12 protein-coding genes and 1 tRNA gene are annotated in these 12963 nt (G+C 66.8%); 7 read left to right on the forward strand and 6 right to left on the reverse strand.

Features of this window, described 5'->3' with window-relative positions:
* Window positions 1-80 precede the first annotated feature (80 nt).
* The 4 genes from AC6JAM_RS05065 to AC6JAM_RS05080 all read left to right on the forward strand — a co-directional run bounded on the left by AC6JAM_RS05065 (window position 81) and on the right by AC6JAM_RS05080 (window position 3990).
* Window positions 81-153, forward strand: a tRNA-Thr gene (locus AC6JAM_RS05065).
* 493 nt (window positions 154-646) lie between these two features.
* Window positions 647-2623: an APC family permease gene (locus tag AC6JAM_RS05070; protein ID WP_134165815.1), complete on the forward strand. Its 1977-nt coding sequence runs from the start codon at window positions 647-649 to the stop codon at window positions 2621-2623.
* Between the two features lie 282 nt (window positions 2624-2905).
* The gene (locus tag AC6JAM_RS05075) at window positions 2906-3052 is read left to right on the forward strand and encodes a hypothetical protein (protein ID WP_186447769.1); all 147 of its coding nucleotides are present in this window, start codon (window positions 2906-2908) and stop codon (window positions 3050-3052) included.
* Window positions 3049-3990 carry a polysaccharide deacetylase family protein gene (locus tag AC6JAM_RS05080; RefSeq protein ID WP_261377377.1) on the forward strand — a complete coding sequence of 314 codons (942 nt, stop codon included), beginning with the start codon at window positions 3049-3051 and terminating at the stop codon, window positions 3988-3990. The genes AC6JAM_RS05075 and AC6JAM_RS05080 overlap by 4 nt, the downstream gene beginning before the upstream one ends.
* Before the next feature lie 110 nt (window positions 3991-4100).
* Here AC6JAM_RS05080 and AC6JAM_RS05085 read toward each other — a convergent pair whose 3' ends face one another.
* On the reverse strand, window positions 4101-5342 hold the full coding sequence (locus AC6JAM_RS05085) for an NAD(P)/FAD-dependent oxidoreductase (RefSeq protein ID WP_497934189.1): 1242 nt from the start codon (window positions 5340-5342) through the stop codon (window positions 4101-4103).
* A gap of 122 nt (window positions 5343-5464) precedes the next feature.
* Between AC6JAM_RS05085 and AC6JAM_RS05090 the strand changes: the two genes are divergently transcribed.
* The 3 genes from AC6JAM_RS05090 (at window position 5465) to AC6JAM_RS05100 (ending at window position 7909) form a co-directional block, all read left to right on the forward strand.
* Complete coding sequence (locus AC6JAM_RS05090; RefSeq protein ID WP_224084278.1) at window positions 5465-6469, forward strand: hypothetical protein; 1005 nt, start codon at window positions 5465-5467, stop codon at window positions 6467-6469.
* 62 nt (window positions 6470-6531) lie between these two features.
* A complete protein-coding gene (locus tag AC6JAM_RS05095; RefSeq protein WP_134165819.1) occupies window positions 6532-7623 on the forward strand; it encodes a hypothetical protein in 1092 nt (363 codons plus the stop codon).
* A 100-nt stretch (window positions 7624-7723) separates the two neighbouring features.
* Window positions 7724-7909 (forward strand): hypothetical protein, encoded by a 186-nt coding sequence (locus AC6JAM_RS05100; RefSeq protein ID WP_018771206.1) that lies wholly within the window; start codon window positions 7724-7726, stop codon window positions 7907-7909.
* Window positions 7910-8127: 218 nt separating this feature from the next.
* Here the strand turns inward: AC6JAM_RS05100 and AC6JAM_RS05105 are convergent, their stop codons facing one another.
* The 5 genes from AC6JAM_RS05105 to AC6JAM_RS05125 all read right to left on the reverse strand — a co-directional run bounded on the left by AC6JAM_RS05105 (window position 8128) and on the right by AC6JAM_RS05125 (window position 12760).
* A complete protein-coding gene (locus AC6JAM_RS05105) occupies window positions 8128-8973 on the reverse strand; it encodes an aldo/keto reductase (RefSeq protein ID WP_224084277.1) in 846 nt (281 codons plus the stop codon).
* A gap of 117 nt (window positions 8974-9090) precedes the next feature.
* Window positions 9091-9534 carry a hypothetical protein gene (locus tag AC6JAM_RS05110; RefSeq protein WP_018771208.1) on the reverse strand — a complete coding sequence of 148 codons (444 nt, stop codon included), beginning with the start codon at window positions 9532-9534 and terminating at the stop codon, window positions 9091-9093.
* Between the two features lie 7 nt (window positions 9535-9541).
* Window positions 9542-10168 carry a bacterial proteasome activator family protein gene (locus AC6JAM_RS05115; RefSeq protein ID WP_018771209.1) on the reverse strand — a complete coding sequence of 209 codons (627 nt, stop codon included), beginning with the start codon at window positions 10166-10168 and terminating at the stop codon, window positions 9542-9544.
* A 91-nt stretch (window positions 10169-10259) separates the two neighbouring features.
* Window positions 10260-10463, reverse strand: a complete 204-nt coding sequence (locus AC6JAM_RS05120; RefSeq protein WP_018771210.1) for a YbdD/YjiX family protein — start codon at window positions 10461-10463, stop codon at window positions 10260-10262.
* A complete protein-coding gene (locus tag AC6JAM_RS05125; RefSeq protein WP_056389249.1) occupies window positions 10463-12760 on the reverse strand; it encodes a carbon starvation CstA family protein in 2298 nt (765 codons plus the stop codon). The genes AC6JAM_RS05120 and AC6JAM_RS05125 overlap by 1 nt, the downstream gene beginning before the upstream one ends.
* Window positions 12761-12963: the final 203 nt, after the last annotated feature.

The following is a 12963-nucleotide window of genomic DNA, read 5'->3' on the forward strand; positions in this document are numbered from 1 at the left end:
ATTTTGACCGGGGCGGCGGGACTCTATTACAGTTGACTCTTGCATGAAGCGCCCGGTTCGTCCGGGGGATTTGGTGCGGTGCTTCCTTAGCTCAGTCGGTAGAGCGTTTCACTCGTAATGAAAAGGTCATCAGTTCGATTCTGATAGGAAGCTCGGGATAAACCCCGGACAGCCCCTGTTTTCAGGGGTTTCCGGGGTTTTTCGCTGGTTAAGCGGGTAGTACTGCCTGAGGGCAGGGCACATGATGGGAACCCCTCCCGGCCACGATCCAAAGACAGTGCTGGCCGCCCGGAACGTGCGCCAAGCAGGCCCTGGACGTCAGTCCGCCAGGGCTATTGACGGGAGCGAGCTGCCGCTGAAACCACCACAACGCGCCGTTCTACGCCTACTTCGCACGAACCGGGGGCGTTCCCCGAAAACTGCTGCAGCGACTTTGGCGCGAACTCCACACCTGACCATCTGCTCATGGTCGGCGGGCCAATCACCGACACTGCGCAACCCGTCCCGGACCAGCCGCCGCCGCTGTGGGACATGCCCAATGGACGCCCCGTAACCCCAGTTCCACGTACAGACCCGGACTAGAATTGGCCCGTTCGTGCGCTTCGATTCGTCGCCGACCACCCTGGTCATCAATAGAAAGTCCTCAATGACACCCCCTTCTGACCACCCGGTTCCGGCCCAGGTCTCCCTGAAGCAGGACTCAAGCCTGGACCAGGCTCCCCTGGTCCGCTGGCTGCTCGCCAACCAGGTGGCCCCCGCCGGCCCGGAGGCCAAGGAAGACCATAAACCCAACGCCTGGTGGAAGGTCATGTGCCTGACCGGAGTCGACTACTTCTCCACCTTGTCCTACCTGCCCGGCATCGCCGCCCTGGCTGCCGGCGCCCTCTCCCCACTGGCCACGTTGTTGATTGTGGCCCTGACGTTGCTGGGGATGCTTCCCATGTACCGCAGGGTCGCGCAGGAAAGCCCCCACGGGCAAGGATCGGTGGCAATGTTGGAGAAGCTGCTGCCGTTCTGGCGCGGCAAGTTCTTCGTCCTGCTGCTCCTGGGCTTCGTCGCAACCTCCTGGATCATCACGATCACCCTCTCCGGCGCTGACGCGACCGTCCACCTGCTCGAGAACCCGCTCATCCCCGAGGCCCTCAAGGGCAGCGCCGTCATCATCACCGTGATCCTGCTTCTGATCCTCGGCGGGGTGTTCCTGCTCGGCTTCAACGAAGCTGTAGGTGTGGCGATCCCCCTGGTGGCCATCTACCTGCTCCTCAATGCCGCCGTTGTGGTGGCTGGGTTCCTCCACCTGGCCGCGGATCCGTCGCTGGTCAGCGGCTGGACCGACCGGCTGTTCTCCAGCGGCGGCGGCCCGATCGGGCTGGTCAGCCCTGCCATCATCGCCTTCCCGCTGCTGGTCCTGGGCCTGTCCGGCTTCGAAACCGGCGTCTCCATGATGCCGCTGATCAAGGCCACGGGACGCACACCCGAGGAAGCGATGGCCTCCCGGGTCAAAAACACCCGCAAGCTGCTCACCACGGCCGCCCTCATCATGAGCGTCTACCTCATGTCCACCAGCTTCATCACAACGGTCATGATCCCCGCCAAGGAATTCGAGGAGGGTGGACAGGCCAACGGACGCGCCCTCGCGTTCCTCGCCCACGACCTGTTCGGAGCCGGGTTCGGTACCGTCTACGACATCTCCAGCGCCCTGATCCTCTGGTTCGCCGGCGCGTCCGCTATGGCAGGGCTGATCAACATCGTGCCGCGGTACCTGCCCGCCTACGGAATGGCACCGGAATGGGCCCGCGCGGTCCGCCCCGTGGTGTTGGTCTACACCGTCCTGAGCATCGGCATCACCATCGCGTTCCGCGCTGACGTGAACGCCCAGGCCGGCGCGTACGCCACCGGGATCCTGGCCATGATGGTCTCCGGGGCGGTCGCCGTCACGGTCTCGGCCCTCCGGCGCCGGAGCAGGGCCGGGGCCGTCGGCTTCGGCATCCTGACCCTGATCCTGCTGTACGCCCTGGGCGACAACGTCCTCGAAAAACCGGACGGGATCGTCATCTCGGCGTTCTTCATCGCCGGGATCATCGCGGTCTCGCTCATCTCGCGGGTCACCCGCTCCACCGAACTGCGCGTGGACACCATTGAATTCGATGAGGCCGCCCGCCAGTTCATCACAGACTCGATTGCCTTCGACGGCGAGCTGCACATCATCGCCAACAAGAAGCAAAGCGGTGACAAGGCTGAGTACGCCGAGAAGGAGTACGAACAGCGGGGGCTGAACCCGGTTCCGGGCCCAGCCGACGTTATCTTTCTCGAGGTCGAGATCTCCGACCCGTCGGACTTCACGCACACGCTCCGGGTCGAAGGTCTTGAAGTCGAGGGCTACCGGGTGCTTAGGGTGAAGTCCCCGGCCGTGCCAAATGCCATCGCGGCGGTCCTGCTGGCGATGCGGAACTCCACCGGCGTGAAGCCGCAGTGCTATTTCGAGTGGTCCGAGGGAAGCCCGGTGGCGCACCTGATGCGTTATCTTTTCCTCGGGCAGGGTGACACCCCGCCGCTGGTGCGGGAGATCCTCCGCGAGATTGAACCCGACCAGGCGGCAAGGCCAGGCATTCACGTCGGCTGACGAGCGCGGCGCGGAGGCCAAGCCGGTGTCCGCAGGATTGAACGTGAAGGGGGCGCTCCGGCGTCCCCTACCGGCCGCCGAACCTGGTCAGCTACCTTCAGGGCCGCCCTGACAACCGCTCCTGTCCGGGCCGCCCAGGGAAGGGAACTCAGGAACGGCCTGCCCCGAACCGGGACGCCGAGCTGCCACCGCCAGGCCCGGATCCGCACTTTATTACGCCCGCCACCCCGGGTGCAGTGCGAGGTTCAGGGAACGGCAAGAAAGCCAAGGTATCCTCCCCACATGACCACCCGCTTCCAGGCTGCTGTTCCGCGCGCCGCGGCACATGCAAGCAGCTTCGGCCACCTCCTGCCGTACACCCCCGGAGGCCCGGCCCGGCGGGGCAGGACAAGCGCCCACTTCGCGGCGTTGGGGGGATCCCAGGGGTGAACCAGCACGCACCCCGGCACATGAACCAGGACGGGAAAGGACCCGCCCGCAGGACCATCCTCCTGGCAGCCGTGCTGACGTTGTCGGCCGCCGTGCCCGACCTGCAGCCGCAACCAGGGCACCCTTCCGCGGCACAGGACACGTCCGCGGACACCGCCAACGGTCCGGCGGACGGCTCCGCGCCGCTGTCGCATACCGGCTCCGACGGCGACGGGCCGGCATCCAGGACGCCTGCAGGCACCGTGCCCGCCCGGGCACAGATCATCGAAACCTATGCGAAGCGCCAGGCCCACTACTGGGGTCTGGAGGCACCCGGCGTCCTAACGCGGCTGCCGCCCGGATCACAGGGCATCGCCCTCACCTTCGACTTTTGCGGCGGTCCCGGCGGCAGCGGTTACGATCAGGTGCTGATTGATACCCTGCGCCAACGGCACGTCCCGGCAACGCTGTTCCTGAATTCGCGGTGGATCACAGCCAACCCGGCCACGGCCCGTCAGCTGGCAGCGGATCCGCTCTTTGAGATCGCCAACCACGGGACGTCCCATAAGCCGTTGTCCACCGCCGGCAACACGGCCTACGGCATCCCGGGCACCAGGAACGCGGGGGAAGTCTATGACGAGGTCATACCCAACGACGGCGTCCTGGCCGGCATCACCGGCAAGCGTCCCCGGTACTTCCGCCCGGGCACCGCGTACATGGATGACATCGCCGTGGACATCCTGAATACCTTGGGCGTGAAGCCGGCAGGCTTCAGCATCAATGGCGACGGCGGCGCCACCTATCCCGCCGCCGTCGTCGCCAAAGAAGTGGGAAAGGCCCGGGCCGGAGATGTGGTCATCTGCCATGGAAACCACCCCAACGGCGGAACGGCGGAAGGCGTGAAGCAGGCGGTGGACAAGCTGCTGGCAGCAGGAATCTCCTTCACCCATCTGCCCTGAGCATGCCTCCGCAGCTCCCCCGGCCGGGTAGGTGCTGATCCATACGTTAGCGAACGCAGGACCCCGTCGATGCGCGATGGCGGGCGCCACCTTCCGGGTTTCGCCGGGAACTAATCCGGCCTGCCCACCACCACCTGGGCCGGGCTGTGGGTGATGTAGCCGTTGGCCCAGGAGAACAGCGCCCTGACTTTCTGCTGGAATCCGGGCAGCAGGGCCAGGTGGACCGCCAGCCAGGACACGAACGCCAGTGGGCCCTGCAGTTGCAGGCGGCGGCGCCCCAGCTCCGCGACCGCTGCGCCGCGTCCCACCATGGCCATATACCCCTTGTCCCAGTACCGGAAAGGCTGGCGCACACCGCCGGTAAGGTCTGCATAGATATTGCGGGCCGCCCACTTGCCTGATTGCTGCGCAACCGACCCGAGCTGCGGCAGTTTGTTTCCAGTGGCATCGGTGATGTTGGCGGAGTCCCCCAGCACGTACACGCCGTCAAAATCAGGGACTGTCAGATCGGCCTGCACGTCCACCCTGCCGCCCTTGCCCTGTTTCAGGCCGGACCCGGTAATGATCCGGCCGGCCTGGAGGCCACCGGCCCACACCACCACCCGGCCGGGAATAACGGTGCCGTCCTTGAGGGTCACGCCGTCCGGGCGGACCTCACCAACAGGCTGGCCCATGTGCAGCTGTACGCCCAGCTTGGTCAGGCGGTCCCGCGCATACGCCTGCGACTTTTCGGAGAACGCGGCAAGGACGTTCGGAACCATATCCACCAGGTGGACATGGCACCGGGCAGCCAGCCCCGGCGAGAAGTATTTGGGCACGATGTATTTGACGTTCTCCGCCAAGGCGCCTGCAGTTTCCACACCAGTGGGACCCCCGCCCACCACGACCACGTCGGCTTCCGCCCCGGGCTCGCGGTCAGCTTCGTCCAAAACAGCAGTGATCGCGGCGCTCAGGCGCGTTGCGTCCGCCACCGAGTACAGCGGGTAGGCGTGCTCTTCGGCGCCCGGGGTGTTGAAGAAGTTCGGTACGGCCCCGGTGGCGATGACCAGGATCCTGGCCCGGTAGCTGGAGCCGTCTGCGGTGGTGACGGTGCGGTTGGCCGCATCGATAGACGTCACCTCCGCGGTGAGGACGCGGACATTGTTGACCTTGCGGAACTCCGACCTGAGCGGCCGGGTGACCGCCGAGACGCCAATCTGGGATGCAGCCACCTGGTACAGGAGCGGCTGGAACTGCTGGTAATTGTTGGCATCGAGCAACAGCACCCGGACGCCCTTGCGGCCCAACTCCTCAGCCGCCGTCTTTCCGGCGAATCCGCCGCCAACCACGATGACCTGGTATGAATCGTCCATTCGTGCAACTTACCCCTCCGGGCCGATGAGTAACAGAGTGCCGAGGCCACTGGCAGGGCGGCCGGCGTCCGGCGCCCGCCGGGACCGGACGCCGGCGGGAGCACGGCACCTAAGATGGCGGCATGGAAGACGAAGCCCTGGCGGACATTGCGGACAGGCTGTACGGCGGGACGCTGGACGACTTCATAGCGGCCAGGACCGCCGCTGCGAAGGACGCCGGGCGGCAGGACAAGGAACTGGGGGCAGCGGTCCGCGCCCTGCCGAAACCATCCGTCGCCGCGTGGGCGCTCAACATGCTGGCACGGCACCGGCCGGACGTGCTGGCCGCGCTTCGCGGACTTGGCGAGCGCATGCGGGCAGCGCAGAACTCGCTGGATGCGCCCGCCCTGCGCGAACTGGGCCGGGAGCGCCGCACCATGCTGGCTGACGCCGTCGACGCTGCCCGGTCTGTGGCCCAGGAGCAGGGCCGCTCCATCAGCGACGCGATGGCCGCCGACGTTGAGGAGACCCTGCGGGCACTGACGGCAGACGAGCGTGCGGCGGCTGCGGTGGGCAGCGGCCGGCTGCTGAAAGTCCTGTCAGCCGACGGCATCAACGACGTCGACCTGGACGGGGCGGTGGCCCTCCCCGGGCTGCTCCCGGCCGCGCCGGCCACCGCCCGCGCAAGTGCTCCCCCGGCTCCAAAGACGAAAACGGAGGCGCAGGCAGCGGGGCCAAAGGCAACAGCGGCAAAGACACGCACGACGGCGGAGCACCACACCCAGCCAAAGCCCGCCAAGCCCCGGCTTGAGGCAGTGCGGCAGACTCCCCGGCCGGCCTCGCCGCCGGCGCTGGAAAGGGCCAGGGCCGCGCTGGCCGAGGCCCAGGCCGCTGAAGAAGAGGCCTCCCGGCTCGCGGGCGAGCTGCAGGACCGGGAGGAGCAGACACGTGCGGAAATCGCGTTACTGCAGCAGGAAACGGCTGAGCTTCGAAACCGGCTCAAGGCCGCCGAGGAAAGCCTGGACCGTTCCCGGAAGCGGCTCGCCGCCACCACCGCAGAAGCGAAACAGGCGGTCCGGGCGGCCGACAAAGCCAGCCGCACGGCCATGCTGGCACAGGAACGCGTACTCCGCCTGGCCAGCACCTGAGGGGCGCCAACTACTTGGCATGCCCTCTCGCCCCGGGCATCGGCGGGACCTACTGTGGAGCTATGGACGCCGCAGCAGCACACGCCTTTGCGATCCCGCCGGTATCGGTTCACCGTCCCACCACGGCCGTGGAAGACGCCGTCACCCTCGCGGCCGGCGTCTGGCTCCTCACGGGGACCTACGTTGACGGCTGGGCGCACAACAACCTCCGCGGCCTGGAGACGTTCTTCACACCGTGGCACGCGATCCTCTACTCAGGCTTCGCCGCCTGCGCCCTCTGGATCGGCGCCTTGACCTGGCGCCGGCACGCCCCGGGGACGAGGTGGCGGGAAGCAGTCCCTGCCGGCTATGGGGCAGCCGCCGCCGGCGTACTCCTCTTCCTTGCTTCCGGGCTGGGCGACTTCGCCTGGCATTCGGTGTTCGGCATTGAGCAGAACATCAGCGCCCTGTTCAGCCCGTCCCACCTGGGTCTGGCTACCGGCGGCTTCCTCATTCTTGGTGCACCTTTCTCGGCAGCGTGGCACTCACCTGCCCGGCCGTGGGCCCGGCTGGTGCCGGCGTTCGTGAGCGCGATGCTCGCCGGCATGGTTGCAGCTTTCATCCTGCAGGAGTTTGCGGTCTTCTCCCGCCATGGCCTCATCCAGACGTACTCCGGCCCCGCCGGGACCCAGCCGGCGGTGACGGGTCCAACGTCGTCGAGCATCATGGTCTCCTTGGCGACATTCCTGGTCTCGACGTTCGTGCTCTTCGTTCCCATCCTGTTGCTGTCGCTGCGGTGGCGGCTGCCGGCCCTGGTGCCGGCGGCGATGGTGCTGGTCCCCTCCGCAGCCCTGCAGATCATGGTGGCCCTTCGGGATGCCTGGCTGTTGCCGGCTGCCCTGGCCGGTTCACTCCTGGTAGGAGTGGTGTGGGCGGTGGCGCGGCCGGTCCCGGACAGTCCCGCGCGGCTCCTGACCGCGGCAGGCCTCTCACCTGTCGTCTTCTGGGCCCCCTATTTCGCTACTGTGGCGCTTCACGACCGGGCGCTCAGCTTCCCGCCCGAGATATGGAGCGGAACCCTCACATGGAGCGGGCTGGCAATGCTGTCCGTGGCCGCACTCGTGCTGAAGGTGCGGGCCACCGGCGCCGCAGTCCCGGATCCACGGGCCCTTTAGCCCGCCAGGTGCGCGGCCTGGCTTCAGCCGGGTTGGCAAATCCCAACAACACGCGGCGCTGCTTCCGGTGAATGTCAGACCCCGGTTGCACACTGGATTTATGGAAAACCAAGCCGTACAGGAATTTCACGTAACGTACTTCGACGCCGACTGCGGCCGGGCCCGCTCCGAGTATTTTGACACCCTCGAAGAGGCCGAGCGCTTCGCCTCCCGGCACTGCCACGGCGAAGACAGCTGGGCCGTGGTGGACGCCGTCACCGTGGAGCACGTCCGAATCGCCGCCTGACCGGTTCAGCCAAAAACCCCGCGGTCCACTGCCCAGGCCAGCCGCGGCCCAGCTCCGCCAACCAGGGTGCAAACCAGGCAGGACAGCCACGCCGGTTACGGGCGCCAGCCTCGCATTAAAGCCGTCAGCCCGCGCTGCCTGGCGGTTGCCGGCAGCACGGGCTGACGTTGGTTCGGCGGAGGTCCCCGGCCGGTTGGGCCGGCACCGCCGGTCGCGGGTTACGCGAAGTCGGAGACCGCGGGATCGGGTCCGATGCGGCCCTCGCCGCCGGCGGTGCGGTCCAGGTTGTTGATGGCTTCAACGTCCCCGGCGTCCAGGGAAACCTCGAGTGCCGCGAAGTTCTCCTTGATGCGGGACTCAGTCACGGACTTGGGGATGACCACGTTGCCGATGGCCAGGTGCCACGCAATGACCACCTGGGCGGGAGTCGCCTGGTGCTTGGCAGCGATCGACGCAACAACAGGGTCCTGCAGCAGTTCCCCGCCCTGGCCCAACGGGGACCATGCCTGGGTCAGGATGCCTTTTACTGCTCCAAATTCCCGCAGTTCACGCTGGCTGAAGTAGGGGTGCAGTTCGATCTGGTGGATGGCCGGAACCACTCCGGTTTCATCGATCAGGCGCTGCAGGCCCTCGGCGGTGAAGTTGGAGACACCGATGGACTTGACCCGGCCGCGCTTCTGGAGTTCGATCAGCGCCTTCCACGTGTCCACGTATTTGTCCTGCTTGGGCTGCATCCAGTGGATCAGGTAGAGGTCCAGCGTTTCGAGGCCAAGCCGGTCCATGGATTCCTCGAAGGCGGCGAGGGTGGATTCGTACCCCTGGTCCGCGTTCCACAGCTTGGTGGTGATGAAGATCTGTTCCGGTGACAGGCCGGAGCCGGCGATTGCACGGCCAACGCCTGCCTCGTTGCCGTAGATCTTCGCCGTGTCGATGTGCCGGAAGCCGGCTTCGAAGGCCTGGCGGACAACCTTTTCAGCCACGCCGTCCTCAACCTGCCACACACCATAGCCGAGCTGGGGGATCGTGTTTCCGTCGTTGAAAGTCAAGGTAGGTGAAGAAGTCATCTCTTCATCCTGCCAAACGTCCCCCGCTTCAGGCTCCCGTTTGGTTCGATGTCAGCCACACGCGTAACCGCGATATTTACGTCCCAAACCGGGAATATTTGCGCGGCACCGGTCCAGCTACTCCCCGCGAAGCTGCCTCTCGGCGTCGTTCACCTGCTGGAACACCGCCTCAGCCCGGCGCCGGACCGACACCGCACCAACCGGTACCGGCCCCACGGCGAGCCGCAGCATTGCCGCCGCCTCAGCCGTGGTGGCCAGCGAATTGCCCGCCTTGGAGAGGGACCTGTGGACGTCCGCAAGGCCGGCCGGTATGTCCAGGCCGTCACTGGGCGCACGCCGCTGCGCTTCCATGCATACCGTCCGGACACGCTGCAGGAGGCCGGCCAGTTCGTTGGCGATATCCACCAATTCCCCGTACAGCTGGTCGTCCTCCACCCCTTCGAGCACCTGGTGGAAGCGGTCAAGTCCCCGCTGGAAGCGGTCGTGCGCGCGGCGCCACAACCCCTTGCCCAGTTCAACATCATCCTTGCGCCCCTGCCGTGCGGCGCTGAAAAAGCCCAAGCGGAGCCTACAGGTACTGCCCGGGACCGTGGTCCGGTTCGTCACGCTGGTTGGGCCGTGCCTGCGCCCCCGGCCGTGCTCCGGCCGGGGCGCGCTGCGGCTCGCCGTTTTCGCCGATGACGACGCCGGGCGCAATCATGGTGCCTGGCGGCAGCTGACGCAGCTGCAGCTGCGCGGCGGCGTGTTCGCGGGCGGCGTTCTGCGCCGCGATGGCGGTCTGGATCCCGTGGAACAAGCCCTCAAGCCAACCCACCAGCTGCGCCTGGGCGATCCGGAGCTCGGCGTCGGAGGGCGTGGCGTCGTCCGAGAAGGGCAGGTTGATCCTGTCCAGTTCTGCCACCAGCTCCGGCGCAAGCCCGTCCTCCAGCTCCTTGATGGAGCGGGCGTGGATGGCGGCCAGCCGGCCCCGCGCAGCGTCGTCAAGCGGCGCGGACTTCACCTCTTCGAGAAGCTGGCGGATCATGGTGCCGATCCGCATCACCTTGGCAGGCTCGTCCACCAGATCCTGCAGGCTGCTGCCCCTGGGCTTGCCGTCCGCGGCGGACGGAATCTGCACGGGGTCCTGGGTGTCGTCAACGGGAGTGCCTTCTACCGGGAGGTCCTCAGCTGCCTGAGTGTCGTTGGGATCGCTCATGCGTTCATACTCTCACGGCCCATCCGCCCGGAGTCCACCCGTGAACGCCTGTGGCGGGCTTGTCCGCTGCCGGCTCAATCAGCAAGCCCAATCAGCAGCACCTGCCCTGCGGGTTGTTGTCCTGGCGGTCCGTACGGTCCCGCCAAAACTCGCGTTCGCTGAGGGGCTCCTCCTGGTGCCCGGCTGCCCTGTGGTGCTCGAGGTACTTAGTGTAGGCGTCCGCGCCCATGACGCCGCCCAGGTAGCGGGCGAACCCGCGGAAGCCATTGGCCACCAAAGCCACACCGGTGCCCATCAGTGCCTGGCCCGTTCAAGCCGTGCGTCTGCGGGCACCCTGTCCCACTCGGCTGCCAACTCACGTTCGGCCGTCGTCGGCACCAGTCCGGCGGGGGCGAAGACGCGCGAGGGAACCGCCGGGTCCTCGTTGTCCGTGGTGGCAGTGCCGGCCGCCCTGTCACGGAATGCCTTGACCGTGGCCAGCACCGCCGTGGCAATCACGATGATGCTCAGCACCACGAAGATCACGGACAGCCAGCCCTGGATGGCCGTGTTGCGGACCACAGCTTCCATGGCGGCCACGGTCTTGGCGGTACCGAACTCGGTCTTGCCGTCCGCCAGCGCCTTGCTGAAGGCGGCGTTGTTCGCGAAGTACCCCACGGCAGGGACGGGCGAGAAGATCTTCAGGTAGCTGGCGGTGATGGTGACCACGGCGGCGAAGGCCAGCGGCAGGGCAACGATCCACAGGTACTTGAAGGTGCCGCGCTTGGCGACGATGGCCAGGCATACAGCCAGCGCGATGGCGGCCAGGAGCTGGTTGGCGATGCCGAACAGCGGGAACAGGGTGTTGATGCCGCCCAGCGGATCGGTCACGCCCATCAGCAGCACGGCACCCCAGGCAGCCACCATGATGGCCGTGCAGAGCCAGGCCCCGGGCCGCCAGGAGGCTTCCTTGAACTTGGGGACGAAGTTGCCGATCGAGTCCTGCAGCATGAAACGTGCAACGCGGGTGCCGGCATCCACGGCGGTGAGGATGAAGAGCGCCTCGAACATGATGGCGAAGTGGTACCAGAACGCCATCATGGCCGTCCCGCCGATGAACTGCTGCATGATGTGCGCCAGCCCCACGGCCAGCGTGGGTGCGCCGCCGGTGCGGGAGACGATGCTCTGCTCCCCAACGTTGGCGGCGGTTTCGCTGAGCAGGCCGGGGGTGATGTTGACGCCGCTCAGGCCCAGGCCGTTGACCCAGGTGGCTGCCGTTTCCACGGTGCCGCCCGTCAGCGCCGTGGGGGCATTCATGGCGAAGTAGAGGCCGCGGTCAATCGAGATGGCTGCCACCAGCGCCATGATGGCCACGAAGGATTCCATCAGCATGCCGCCGTAGCCGATGTACCGGGTCTGCCGTTCCTTCTCCACCAGTTTGGGGGTGGTGCCGGACGAGATCAGGGCGTGGAAACCGGACAGCGCACCACAGGCGATGGTCACGAACAGGAAGGGGAACAGTGCGCCGGAGAACACGGGCCCGTTCTCGCGGCCGGCGAATTCGCTGAAGGCCGGGACGGTGATTTCGGGCCGGACCACGATGATCGCCAGCGCGAGCATCACGATCACGCCGATCTTCATGAAAGTGGAGAGGTAGTCGCGCGGAGCCAGGAGCAGCCATACGGGCAGGATCGCAGCAATGAAGCCATAAACGATCAGGCCCCAGGCGATGGTGACCTTGTCCAGGTGGAACACGGTGGCGCCCCATTGGGTCTGCGCCACCAGGCCGCCGCCGATGATGGCCGCCATCAGGAGGACGAAGCCGATGATCGAGACCTCCATGACCTTGCCGGGGCGCAGGTAACGGAGGTAGACACCCATGAACAGGGCGATGGGGATGGTCATGCCCACCGAGAACACGCCCCACGGGCTTTCGCCCAGGGCATTAACGACGACGAGCGCCAGGATGGCCACGATGATCACCATGATGAGCAGGGTGGCGATGAGGGCGGCCGTGCCGCCGATGACGCCAAGTTCCTCGCGGGCCATCTGGCCCAGCGACCGGCCGCCGCGGCGCATGGAGAAGAACATGACCAGGTAGTCCTGGACGGCCCCGGCAAGGACGACGCCGAGGATGATCCAGATGGTGCCGGGCAGGTAGCCCATCTGCGCCGCGATGACCGGCCCCACCAGAGGGCCGGCGCCGGCAATGGCGGCGAAGTGGTGGCCGAACAGGACGTTGCGGTCGGTGCGGACGTAGTCCTTGCCGTCTGCCTTGTATTCGGCAGGGGTGGCGCGCCGGTCGTCAGGCTTGGTGATGTAGCGCTCGATCACCTTCGAGTAGAAGCGGTACCCGATGAGGTAGGTGCAGACGGAGGCAAAGACGAACCAGATGGCATTGACGGTTTCCCCGCGGACGATCGCCAGCATGAACCAGGCCACCCCGCCGAGGAGGGCGATTGCTGCCCAGAGCGCGATCTTGCCTGGCGTCCACCTCCGGTCTTCGGCGTCGAGCCGTGCCTCGTCCACAGCGGGCGGGGGAAGATTCGGGTCAGTCGCCAACCCGCCCTCCGCCCGGGATCCGTTGTTCCGCTGGTCAGGCATTCCGGCCATGTCTCCTCCTTGAGAGTTTTCCCTCGTTTGCTACTGGGCACCCTACCAACGCCGATCCTGCCAAAAGGGTCCGACGGCGGCGCGGCGCCGGCCTGTGCGGCGAGCGGCGGCAGTCCGGCGCTGAATGAGCGGTGACGGACGTACGACGGCGGGCTGCGGCAAAAGCGAAGGCTCCCGTCCGGATTCCGGACGGGAGCCTTCGC

This window comes from Arthrobacter sp. GmRoot5-12 (assembly GCF_059739365.1).

Coding starts and splice junctions, on each gene's coding strand:
- AC6JAM_RS05095 (WP_134165819.1), top strand. CDS start 6,532: ATGGACGCCGCAGCAGCACACGCCTTTGCGATCCCGCCGGTATCGGTT.
- AC6JAM_RS05100 (WP_018771206.1), top strand. CDS start 7,724: ATGGAAAACCAAGCCGTACAGGAATTTCACGTAACGTACTTCGACGCC.
- AC6JAM_RS05125 (WP_056389249.1), bottom strand. CDS start 12,760: ATGGCCGGAATGCCTGACCAGCGGAACAACGGATCCCGGGCGGAGGGC.
- AC6JAM_RS05085 (WP_497934189.1), bottom strand. CDS start 5,342: ATGGACGATTCATACCAGGTCATCGTGGTTGGCGGCGGATTCGCCGGA.
- AC6JAM_RS05115 (WP_018771209.1), bottom strand. CDS start 10,168: ATGAGCGATCCCAACGACACTCAGGCAGCTGAGGACCTCCCGGTAGAA.
- AC6JAM_RS05090 (WP_224084278.1), top strand. CDS start 5,465: ATGGAAGACGAAGCCCTGGCGGACATTGCGGACAGGCTGTACGGCGGG.
- AC6JAM_RS05070 (WP_134165815.1), top strand. CDS start 647: ATGACACCCCCTTCTGACCACCCGGTTCCGGCCCAGGTCTCCCTGAAG.
- AC6JAM_RS05105 (WP_224084277.1), bottom strand. CDS start 8,973: ATGACTTCTTCACCTACCTTGACTTTCAACGACGGAAACACGATCCCC.
- AC6JAM_RS05120 (WP_018771210.1), bottom strand. CDS start 10,463: ATGGGCACCGGTGTGGCTTTGGTGGCCAATGGCTTCCGCGGGTTCGCC.
- AC6JAM_RS05075 (WP_186447769.1), top strand. CDS start 2,906: ATGACCACCCGCTTCCAGGCTGCTGTTCCGCGCGCCGCGGCACATGCA.